The organism is Rubritalea sp. (assembly GCF_039830215.1).
Lineage (GTDB): Bacteria > Verrucomicrobiota > Verrucomicrobiia > Verrucomicrobiales > Akkermansiaceae > Rubritalea.
Window position 1 is genome coordinate 1 of record NZ_JBDOPO010000375.1, and the last position, 9,349, is coordinate 9,349.

A 9,349-nucleotide genomic window follows, 5' to 3' on the forward strand; every position below is an offset into this window, starting at 1 on the left:
CCGAGGTGGCAAGTGTTGAGGAGCTTATCGATAGTGCCGTCCAGATGCAGTTGCCAATAATTGATGCGTTGTTAGATGCTGGATTGGTTCAGGAAGAAGAGTTTTTTAGAGGTGTGTCAGAGTTAGCTAGAATGACTCTAGTGGTGGGGGAGCGCGAGCCAGATGATATTCCATCGCTGAAGAAAATTTGCAGTGCCGCGCTCGCGATTCGCTACCAAGTGGTACCTTTGAAGCTGGAAGAAGAGGTCTTAACCTTGGTTTGTTACGACCCATTTCGTATGGATGCGAGGCAGGCTTTGTCACGTAAATTGCCATTCACTATTCGCTGGGTCATGGGCGAGCGTCGTCAGGTGCGAGCCAGCCTTAGTGCCATTTATGGTGTGGGGGCGGATACTTTTGAGAAGATTCTCGCAGGACGTGATATTCATGCTGATCAATTGGCTGAAAAAGATGAAGCTTCAGTGTTGGATGAAGATGAGTCGGATGAAGCGAGTGTTTTACGCTTTGTGAACCAGATTATCCGTGAGGCCTTAGTCCATACGGCTACAGATATTCACATCGAGCCGCAGAGTGATATTTTACGCATCCGCTACCGAGTGGATGGCCAATTGCTGGATGTGCCAGTTCCTGAACGAATTAATGCCTTGCAGTCATCGGTAGTGGCTCGTTTGAAAATTATGTCACGTCTTGACGTGGCCGAACGAAGGATGCCTCAGGATGGTCGTATCCACTTGAAGAATGCTGGGAAAAGTATCGACGTGCGTGTCGCAACCATTCCTTCGGTGGAAGGAGAAACGGTGAGCCTGCGTTTGCTTAACCAAGAAAAATTTAACATCCATGCGCTGGGCTTGGAGGATTCAGTTAAGGAGTCTATCCTTGAAGTCTTAGCACTTTCCCACGGTGTTATTTTGGCTACTGGTCCAACGGGTTCAGGTAAGTCGACCAGCCTTTATTGCTTCCTCGATTACTTAAATAAACCCGAGACGCGCACGGTCACGATCGAAGATCCAGTGGAGAACAAGTTGCCAGGGATCGTACAGATTGCTGTGCGTCCAGAGGTTGGGCTCACTTTTGCCAAAGGACTGCGTTCTATACTGCGAGCCGACCCGAACAATGTGATGATTGGTGAGATTCGTGACACTGAAACTGCAGAGATCGCTATCCGAGCTTCACTCACAGGCCATTTGGTATTTAGTACGCTACACACCAATACAGCAATTGGCGGTATCAGCCGATTACTCGATATGGACATCGAGCCATTCTTGGTTTCGGCATCCGTTCGTGCGTTTCTCGCCCAGCGACTTGTCCGCAAGCTTTGTAGCCATTGCACTGAGCCAGTTAAAGGGTGGTCAGAGAGTCGAGCTATAGAGTTGGGCATGCCTAATCAGATTTATCAACTAGGCGGACACCCCGCAGCACCAGTTGGTTGTCCTGAGTGCCGTCACACTGGGTACCAAGGGCGTACAGCCATTTATGAAATCTGTAAGGTCTCTGAATCTATTCAAGGTTTGATAGCTAAAGGAGCCGACGAAAATGCTATTTTTGAGCAAGCAGTAAAAGAGGGTTTCGAGACAATGCGCGATTATGGATGGCGCAAGGTGATGAAGGGGGTGACTTCGATTGAAGAGGTTCTTTCTTGCACGCACACACACTCTGGGTTGAGCCAAGATTAGTCATGGCGAAGGTTTTTAAATATATCGCAATGGATGCGGCAGGGGCAAAGCAAACGGGTGACATTGAGGTGGGATCCCGGCCAGAAGCTATGCGCCAACTCCAATCGCAAGGCTTGCGCCCTGTTTCGATAGTTGAAGCATCACTAGGTAAACAAAAAAAGGTTGAAAAAGATGATGTCGTCGAACCTGTGTATCTCAAAAATAAAGATGTCATCGCCTTCACCGAAGAATTAAGTGAATTGCTGGAAGCAGGTTTACCCTTAGAGCCAGCATTGGCTTCTATGGAAGAACGAGATGAAAGTGGCGTGCTAAAGCTGGCGTCCTCTAAGCTGCGACGCTGGGTGACAGAAGGTGAGCAAATGTACCAATCCCTCCCGCGAGTCTCAGCCCAGTTCGACCAACTTTATTGTAATTTGGTAAAGGCCGGTGAGGCTAGTGGTAGCCTGCAGACTATTCTCAAGCAACATGGAGCCTACATGAAGGAGCAGATGGAGCTCAGGTCTAAATTGAGTCAGGCAATGATCTACCCGGCCTTTTTGATTTTGGCGTGTGTCATAGTGACTCTTGTTTTCATCTTTTATTTGTTGCCTCAGATCACCAGCCTTTTGGAAGGGATGCCTGGGTCAGAAATGCCATTAGGTGTGAAATTGGCTACAACTGTTGGAGATGTACTACGTGGGCATTGGGTGATCTTACTCATTTTGATTATAGCAGCGATGGTGGGTCTCAAAGTCTGGCTTCAGCCTGAAGCAAATAAAGCTAAATGGGATCAAGCCAAGTTGACTTTGCCCATTATAGGAAAAGTGATTCAGTATGGAATTTATGTCCAGTGGCTTCAAACATTGGCGAATCTGCTTACCAATGGGGTGCCATTGGTGCAGGCATTGCAGCTCACATCGGAAACAGTAACCAATCGCTACTTTAGAGGGCGTCTACAGGGGATAACTGAAGGGGTTGGTGATGGCTATCAACTCACACGTTGTATGCGGAAGACCGAGATGTTCCCGCCAAATATGGTGGATCTGATTGGCGTGGGTGAAAGCACTGGCAAGCTTGCTAGAGCGATGAGTCGTGCTGCTGAGTACTACGATAAACGACTTGCTATTTTAATCCAAAGTGTGCTGGGGCTCATTTCTCCAATAGTTCTTTTAGCGATGGCTGGTTTAGTGGCGCTATTATCATACACCATGATTCAGGCAATTTACGAAACGATGTCCAATCTAGGGCCTAAGAAGTAATGAAAATAGCGCATCCATCATTAAGAGGACGCACAGGGATAGCTCTCATTGCAGTTTTGTGGGTGGTTTCCTTTATGACGACCTTATTGGTCGTGACTCTTACCTTGCTGAAGGTGGATGTGGATGACAACGTGGCAGAAGTTCACACGTTCACCGCTTGGCAACAGGCCCATGCTGGTCTGAGCTTTGGTCTTCACCCCGGCGTGAAGAGGGATGACCCAATCCTGTTTTCACCGGATACCGGATACGATGAGGGCTATACCGTAAAAATTGAACCTGAGGCATCACGTTTGAATATCAATGCAGCGCTCACTTCTAATGACAAAGGGGCACTGGTAAATTTATTTAAGTTATGGGGGCTCGAGGATAAAGAAATCGACTTACTTGTGGATGCCTTGATCGATTGGGTTGATGGCGATACCTTGCTTAGTTTGAACGGTGCTGAAGAGGATTATTATCTGGGTCTAGGCTATAGCGATCGCCCATACAACCGGATGTTTAGAAGCTTGGACGAGCTTCCCCTAGTTCGAGGTTTTGTGCTCATTGAGAATTTGAAACCAGATTGGAGAGAGTATTTCACGGTTTGGTCAAAGGGACCCATGGACATACATGAGGCACTTCCAGAATTGATTGCGGCAGCAGCCGAGGTGGAAATCGCAATGGCGGCACAGTTTCGCGGGTTTGTCGCAGGTGATGACGAAATGATGGGGTCAGAAGATGATATTCGCTTTGCTACAGTCGGAGAAGCATTGGATGATTTGGTGTCGCCAGCAGAAAACCGAGATCAAATAGCGCAACGTTTCACCACAAAAGGTGAGATTTTAAGGATTGAGAGTGAGGGGTATTCAGGTAACTTCCGCCAACTAATCAAGGTTATTAGTGGTGCTAAAGGGCAGCAAACTAACATTTTAGACTATCAAGAAAAGCAATTAGTAAGTGAGTAAATCAGAGAAATCAGTGATCTTGCCATCGGATGGCGACGGTTGGGATATATGGTGCCAGAGCTCTGGCGGTGTCACGCATGTGAAATCGCTTGAGGGAGCTGTCGGGAAGTCCGATGCCCAACCTGGTGCCCGTGTTGCCTTTTCCGTCTGTCGTGTGGCGACTCTTCCAATTGTCGTGCCGAGTGACGAAGAAGAACTATACCGCGGGGCATGTCAGCTGGAGTTAGAGAGTGCAGGCTTGTTAATGGACGTCGAAAACTACAAAGGGTGGGATTGTATTCTGGTTGAAAATTCCAAAAGCAAATCGTTTGTCACGGCAGTTTACTTGCTTGAAGAAGAGCTCAATGAGAAAAATGATCTCCGTCATTATTCGTTTGATTTCTCAGCTAGATTTTATTCACCCAAAGTGGAGGGAGATTGCATCGCTCTTTGGAAGGAGAGGCACACGTGGTGTCTCGCATTTTACCGGAACAATACGCCTTTTTTGGTGGAGCCAATTGGTCGTGAAGTTCAAGACCTTGCGAGCTCCGTTAGTTTGCTGATCAACCAATTAGCGATCAAAGGAATATCTTTCCACCCTCACGAACTCTTGCTCTGGTCATCGGTAGGAAATTCTGCGGAGTCTCTCGTTTCGGATCTAGCCACTGTCAACCTGCTCTTAAAAGAAGAGGCTAGGCCTGTTCCTAGTTTTCCTACAACTGAGATAGAATTGCAACCTACCGCTGTTAGTGAGTGGGAAAAACGAGTCAATTCGATGATGCGCTTACGCGCCATTTTGATGGCTGTCGCCGCTTTTTATGTTAGCGCTGCAGGTGTGCTTTGGTGGAAGAGTTACCAACAAGACCAAAACATTGCTAAACTCACCGACGAGGTCGCACAGTTTGCTCCACTTTGGGAAGACAATCAATTGCACTTTAGTGTCTGGGCTGAGCTCGAGCCCGTTGTTACGGACAATTGGCCACTTCGCGTCTACAAAGAATGTGTGATGAGTATTCCTGCTGGTCAGCCCATCCGATTCATTGATGTCAATGTGCAGAACGGATTCGTACAAATCAAAGGGAACGCAAAGAATACAGACTCGCTCAACCGCTTTAAGTCGAAGTTGAAAAAGTCTACTATCTTTGCTGAAGACTATGAATGGGAGTTTCCCGAAGCAAAAAAATCACAAAAAACGAACCGTTGGGATTTTCAGTACAATGCCAAGCCTCTTGGATACAATGAATACTAAACTATGAATAAGCGAGAAAGAACAATGTTGCTGATGATTGCTGGTATCGTGCTGGTGTTAGCGCATGTGTGGGGAATAAAGCAATACCTCACCTCGTACCGAGAAAAAGAGGGGGAAACGATGACTCTCTCGGCTCAATCACTTAGCTATAAGAACAGTGCTTCAAATGCTGAATTAATAGCAAAAGAAGTGAGTTGGGTTGATGAACATGAACCCAAACCTACCTCCTTTGGTGAAGAGCAGAGTAAGTTGTTGGCTTTTCTGAATAGCTCTGGAGCTAAGCATGGATTTACTCCAGCGAAACCCCAACTTAGTCCCATGATTGATACCAACGGGGTGTATCAACGTACTAAAATTCAAATCCAAGCAATAGCTACCGAGGAACAACTCTACAACTGGCTAATTGATATTCATCAGCCAACCGAATTCCGTGCTGTAACGCAACTCGTCATGCGACCAACTAGTAAGGTTGATGAGGAAGGTTTGGTTATCTGTACAATCACAGCTGAACAATGGCTGATCAATTCAGAGTCCTTATAATACCAAAGAATATTGTCATGGCTAAATTCATAACATTCATTTTCATTATCGTAGCTTTCTCGGCTGTGGGCCAAGCTGCATTGCCTAAGAATCCATCGATAAACGAGTATCGGTCTCTGTTATCTCGTTCTGCATTTGTCATTAAGAAGCCTGTTGTGCCTACGCAACAGCCAGTCATAAATAACTCCCTCACCCTGCGCGGAGTTTCCATGCTTGATGATGGCTGGTTTGTGACTGTGGTGGATCGCAAAGATTCTCAAAAACGTATATACCTTCGCGAGGGGGCGCCAGCGAACAAAGATGGTATCAAATTGATTAAGGTGAATAAAAATAAGGACGACTACATGAAGACAACTGTGACTGTTATGACTGGTACGCGCAAAATGACCATAGCCTATAATTCAACTGATATAAAAAACGGTATAGCCAAAGCTACCCAAGTTGTCCGCAAGTCTCCAGCGAATCCAAGCTCAGCCTCTAGGCCATCTTCGTCTGTTAAGCCCCCAGTTCCAACTTCCCGCTCTACCACTCGTAGACCACGCGTCCGCCGCACACCCACTACATCCGTGCCACGCACAAAATAACCGATCGATCTCCTTATGTATTCATTTTCTAAAACTCTCACAGGTCTCTCAGTGACATTAGCCTTGGCTGGAATATCCATGGCTCAGGCACCAGCGTTGCCAGCGGCACCCCCGATTGCGCCACCTGTTCCAGGGAATGGGGTAAAGCCTCTAGTTGACCCAGAAACAATAATCAAAGAAGGGTGTGAAGAGCCGTTGTTAAGCGGTGAAGGCATCGCTATCCTCTACCGGAAGTTCACAGGTAAACGCGTGATCATCACCAAAGCTGCGCAAGGGGTGGAGATCAGTTTTGTGCAACCAGGGCCGCTCACTTATCGTGAGGCTGCCGACCTTCTTGTTAAAACAGCCTTTCTAGAGGGATTGGTCTTTGTTCCTAGTGGCCCAAGTGAAGTGAAGTTGCTGCCCGCGCCTCAGGCGAGGACTCCCGGTGGTTACCCACTCGTTTCAGATGTGTTCTTGCTTCCTGACACTGAGGAGCTCGTTTCGTATGTCATGGGCTTAGAGAATATCAAGCCAGAGGAGGCAATGAGTATTTTCACTGGTGTCGTGTCCCAGCTTGGTCAGCACGGTTCTATCGTGCCAGTTCCAAATGCAAACGCTTTGATTATCACTGAGAACTCTCAGTTGATTCGTACCCTGATAGATATCAAAAATAGAATCGATATTCCTCAGGAGCTGTCGACTCAGAAATGGATTGCCCTGGAGCATGCCGACGCTGAAGAAACAGCTGAAAGTGTGAAATCTATTATGGAGTTCAGTGCGCAACAAAATACTCAGCTTTCCGCGGTTAGCGGGGCTCCAACCGCCGCAGTCCTACAGGTTACTGGAAATAAGGGAGGTGGGGCCAATCTTGTTAAAGGGCGTACAACTGGTGGTGAAAGTTTTAGCAGTGTTCAGGTCTTATCTGATATTCGAACGAATCGTATTTTTGTCATCGGCAGGCCTATCGATGTCGAGGTTGCTGAAGGTTTAGTGAGAGGGTTTGACTCACCGCTCGATGAACGTAATTTTTTCAAACACAAACTTAAATTTCTCTCGGTTTCAGAATTCTTAAATATTGCTGAAAATGCGATTACCCAAGTATCAGTAAAAGCTGCCGAGCAAGGCAATCGAGGTAACCGCCAGAGTGATAAAGGTGGAACTCAGGCTGGTCAAAACCGTGGGCAGGTAACTGGCAATGGTTCATTTAGCCAAAATAATGCTGGCGGCGCACTAGCTGAAACTAGTCGTGAAGACGGGCCGGAGGCTGTCATTATAGGGAAGACCTTATTGGTTGCTGATAATAGTAATAATACTCTAATTATCAAAGGACCACCTTCGTCGATTAAGGTCGTAAAAGATTTGATTGCGGAGATGGACGTGATTGCTGATCAGGTGCAGATTACTGCAATATTTGGCCGATACAATCTGGGTGACTCCATAGACTTTGGTGTGGATTTTGCGAGGACCTATCAAGCCACCCGTGGTGCTGATTCTGGATTTGCTGGCCAGAATAGAACTGGCTATCCAATTCTAGCAGATCCAGCGACCCTTACTAATCTGGGAGCGTTTGATGCTGCAGCTGGATTTTCTCTCTACGGGCAAATCGGCAAGCATTTCACGGCAACACTCCGTGCGATGGAGGATAGTGGGAAATTCCATTTGATGGCTCGCCCAACAGTCTTTACCACAAACAATCGTCGAGCGATTTTGTCTTCCGGTCAGCAAGTGGCAGTTCCTACCAATAGCTTCACTCAGGGTGGGTCCGGAGCTAATGGTTCTCAATCTACGAATATCGCCTACCGTGATATTTTGTTGGAGCTGGAGGTTATACCTCTAGTGAACTCAAAAGATGAAGTTACATTGAATATCGCATTCACAAACAATAATATCATCGGTGAAGCAGTGATTGACGGAAATAGTATCCCTACCATTGGACAGGAAAGTATACAGACCATAGTCACTGTGCCGAATGGTGAAACTATCGTACTGGGCGGGTTGATCACCGAGCGTAACGAGTCGACCGAAAGTGGTATCCCTGTATTGATGCACATACCTGGACTCAAACGTCTATTTTCGACGATCCAAAAAAACGTGATCCGTGAGGAATTAGTCATTTTTATTAGCCCGAGTATTGTCAGTGGTCGCCCTGATCTCAGGGCTCTTCAGCAAAGAAACGCGGATAAATCACAATTGGTTAGAGATTTGCAGGCTGATAAAAGTGTTTTGCCATACAAGTATTCAGATCCAGATAAACAAGACCAAAGGATTCAGCAAGAGCGCGCGCGACGTTCTCTGTGGTATCTACCTAAACCTAAGCCTAGAAAACCATCAGTAACCCCAGCCGCCAGCGGGAAACGGAATGTCTATAAAGGCCACCGACACTAAGAGAGTCCGAGAGTTCGAGGTTTTACTTGACGCATGAGAGTTTTCTCATAGTTGGATAGTTGTCGTCTATTTTGCTCTGCCAGCCTTGCGTGCTCTTTTTTTAGAGTGTAAGCAATTGGTTTTGCGCGGTTAATGTGTTGCGTGAAGTGTGGCAGCAGGAGCGGTTATTACAGCTCTATCTAGCAGTAATGGTTATGTGATTTTTGTCAGTAAAAGCTAATTTAAGTTAGGGGTGAAGCTGGTAATTTTTTGTTTTTTAGTTGAGAGTTAGCTAGTTTTTTCAGCCTGCTCTTCTTCTGATATCTTCACCGCAAACTGCGGTAACGAGGCGCTCAAGTTTAGCTTCGTTTGGAATAGTCCAACGACTTGTGTTCTTGGCTTGATGCAACTGTTGAGAGTCTCGCACATGTTAGATGTTCTAGGCCGCGTCCTAAGATTGCAAGCGAGACTTAAGATGTTGAAGCTTTCCTTCCACCCATGTTGCCATTTTGGGTGTTGTACTTTTGTACCTTTCCCACTAGTAGCATCTCAGCCGTCTTTTAACTGAAGGCGTGTATTTTAGCTTTGCATTCGCGGCTGGTTTAAAGCGGGGCTGACGTGGTTAGTCTATTTTTAACTGAGTTGTGAAGTGTTTCTAAAAGAAAAATAAAAAAAGTGTCGAAAGAGCTTGCGCGGAGTCTGGGAATATGTAGATTGCGCCCCGCCTCACCTGCCACAGGGAGCGCGAGAGAAACTAACTTCAGTTCTTCGAGACTCGGTCTCATAGCTGCATTTA

The 9,349-nt window shown here is 46.6% G+C and carries 8 protein-coding genes; 7 read left to right on the forward strand and 1 reads right to left on the reverse strand.

The genetic code is table 11. The annotated features are described in order from the left end of the window. The 7 genes from ABGY95_RS12875 to ABGY95_RS12905 form a co-directional block, all read left to right on the forward strand. The coding region (locus ABGY95_RS12875; protein ID WP_347442091.1) for a GspE/PulE family protein at positions 1-1,673 on the forward strand (1,673 nt) is incomplete at its 5' end. Between the two features lie 2 nt (positions 1,674-1,675). After that, on the forward strand, positions 1,676-2,911 hold the full coding sequence (locus ABGY95_RS12880; protein WP_347442092.1) for a type II secretion system F family protein: 1,236 nt from the start codon (positions 1,676-1,678) through the stop codon (positions 2,909-2,911). Beyond that, positions 2,911-3,855 (forward strand): hypothetical protein, encoded by a 945-nt coding sequence (locus ABGY95_RS12885; protein ID WP_347442093.1) that lies wholly within the window; start codon positions 2,911-2,913, stop codon positions 3,853-3,855. Before ABGY95_RS12880 ends, ABGY95_RS12885 begins: the two co-directional genes overlap by 1 nt. After that, complete coding sequence (locus tag ABGY95_RS12890) at positions 3,848-5,083, forward strand: hypothetical protein (RefSeq protein WP_347442094.1); 1,236 nt, start codon at positions 3,848-3,850, stop codon at positions 5,081-5,083. The genes ABGY95_RS12885 and ABGY95_RS12890 overlap by 8 nt, the downstream gene beginning before the upstream one ends. Positions 5,084-5,086: 3 nt before the next feature. Then, on the forward strand, positions 5,087-5,623 hold the full coding sequence (locus ABGY95_RS12895; protein ID WP_347442095.1) for a hypothetical protein: 537 nt from the start codon (positions 5,087-5,089) through the stop codon (positions 5,621-5,623). 17 nt (positions 5,624-5,640) lie between these two features. Then, on the forward strand, positions 5,641-6,207 hold the full coding sequence (locus ABGY95_RS12900; RefSeq protein ID WP_347442096.1) for a hypothetical protein: 567 nt from the start codon (positions 5,641-5,643) through the stop codon (positions 6,205-6,207). Between the two features lie 15 nt (positions 6,208-6,222). Next, the gene (locus ABGY95_RS12905; RefSeq protein ID WP_347442097.1) at positions 6,223-8,574 is read left to right on the forward strand and encodes a hypothetical protein; all 2,352 of its coding nucleotides are present in this window, start codon (positions 6,223-6,225) and stop codon (positions 8,572-8,574) included. A 581-nt stretch (positions 8,575-9,155) separates the two neighbouring features. On the opposite strand, the gene ABGY95_RS12910 is transcribed toward ABGY95_RS12905, so the two are convergent. Next, on the reverse strand, positions 9,156-9,349 hold a 194-nt coding region (locus ABGY95_RS12910; RefSeq protein WP_347442098.1), incomplete at its 5' end, for a hypothetical protein.

Coding starts and splice junctions, on each gene's coding strand:
- ABGY95_RS12880 (WP_347442092.1), top strand. CDS start 1,676: ATGGCGAAGGTTTTTAAATATATCGCAATGGATGCGGCAGGGGCAAAG.
- ABGY95_RS12885 (WP_347442093.1), top strand. CDS start 2,911: ATGAAAATAGCGCATCCATCATTAAGAGGACGCACAGGGATAGCTCTC.
- ABGY95_RS12895 (WP_347442095.1), top strand. CDS start 5,087: ATGAATAAGCGAGAAAGAACAATGTTGCTGATGATTGCTGGTATCGTG.
- ABGY95_RS12900 (WP_347442096.1), top strand. CDS start 5,641: ATGGCTAAATTCATAACATTCATTTTCATTATCGTAGCTTTCTCGGCT.
- ABGY95_RS12905 (WP_347442097.1), top strand. CDS start 6,223: ATGTATTCATTTTCTAAAACTCTCACAGGTCTCTCAGTGACATTAGCC.